Here is a 1,368-nt window from a genome sequence, read left to right on the forward strand (position 1 = left end):
CCGTAACTGCGGTTATACTAAACGTTGCCATCAAGCTTAATAAAAACAATCCAATAAATGTACATCTTAGGAATACGTGCTGATAAACTTACTTCGTCCGATATAAATCGACTTATAGATAATCAAATACAGGAAAGTAAAACTCTGGATTATAAAAAAGAATTAAATCTTTCAAAGGACAAAGACAAAAAGGAATTTCTATTTGACGTTTCTGCAATGTACAACACCGAAGGAGGTTGTATAATTTATGGAATTGAAGAAATTAAAGACGATAAAAATCAAAATACAGGAAAACCGAAAAAAGTTTCTGGAATTGATATTGAGAATTCAGATAAACTTATCCAACAAATTGAAGATATAGCTAAAAATTCAACCGAACCGAGTATTTCACAATTACTAATTAATGCAATAGAGGTTGGCGATTTAAATGTAATGGTTTTAGGAATACCTAAAGGTTTAACAATACCTGCAATGGTAACTTACAACCAAACTAACAAGTTTTATAAAAGAAGAAATAGCGGGAAATTTCCTGTTGATGTTTACGAGTTAAATCAAATGTTTATGCAAAATCAAGTTTTGTTTGATAAAGCAAAAAATTTCCGGAAAAATAGAATATCCGAAGTTCTTTTAAAGGATAATATTCCAAATTTAGTTGGTGATACAATCTTTTTAATTCATATAATTCCTTATAGTTTTTTGGAAAATTCCATTTCTGATTTTGCAGTTGAGAAAAACGATTTGACAAAGCAAATGAGGCCTCTTTTGTCTCAAAGCACAGGATGGAATTTAATGTACAACCTTGATGGTTTTGCAACATTTGCAACAACATATCAAATGCGGGAGATAACATCTTATAATCAACTCTTCAGAAATGGAGTATATGAAATTTACACATCTGAATTATTTTATGGTACACGTCATCAAAAGGAAGGATTTGATGAGGAAGTCTTTATGCGTAAAACGGTAGAGTGTATTAAACAAGGTTTAGATGTACTTAATAAGATGAAAATTGAATCACCATTTTTTGTGTCTTTTAGCTTTCATAATGTAAAGGGCAAGATTATGGATAATAATAGAGCAACTTTTGTAAGGGAATTTACAAAAAATGAGCTTTTGTTCCCACTAATTCAAATACCAGCCTATGATTCAGATATAATGAATAAAATGAGACCGAATTTTGACATTTTATGGCAATCATTTGGTTTTGCGAAAAGTCCAAGTACATAGCGGAAAAGCCAGATGGCAACACCGTATATAAGCTATGGCTTGGTCTGTCCTCACTTGGAAAATCCTGAGGATTTTCCAAAGCCAGTTTATATTTGGAGAGGTCTGTGCCGAGACACGCCACAGCTCATATACATAAACGTT

General features: G+C 31.8%; 1 protein-coding gene. It reads left to right on the plus strand.

Features of this window, described 5'->3' with window-relative positions; translation table 11 throughout:
• The first annotated feature begins 57 nt into the window (after positions 1-57).
• Positions 58-1,227, plus strand: coding sequence for an AlbA family DNA-binding domain-containing protein (locus QRD02_RS14245; RefSeq protein ID WP_290255631.1), 1,170 nt, complete (start codon positions 58-60; stop codon positions 1,225-1,227).
• The last annotated feature ends 141 nt before the right edge of the window (positions 1,228-1,368 follow it).

The sequence above is a fragment of the Aequorivita aurantiaca genome, assembly GCF_030410135.1.
In the GTDB taxonomy this organism is placed as follows: domain Bacteria; phylum Bacteroidota; class Bacteroidia; order Flavobacteriales; family Flavobacteriaceae; genus Aequorivita; species Aequorivita aurantiaca.

Bases quoted from the DNA above. Each gene is read 5' to 3' on its own strand.
- QRD02_RS14245 (WP_290255631.1), top strand. From the start codon at position 58: ATGTACATCTTAGGAATACGTGCTGATAAACTTACTTCGTCCGATATA.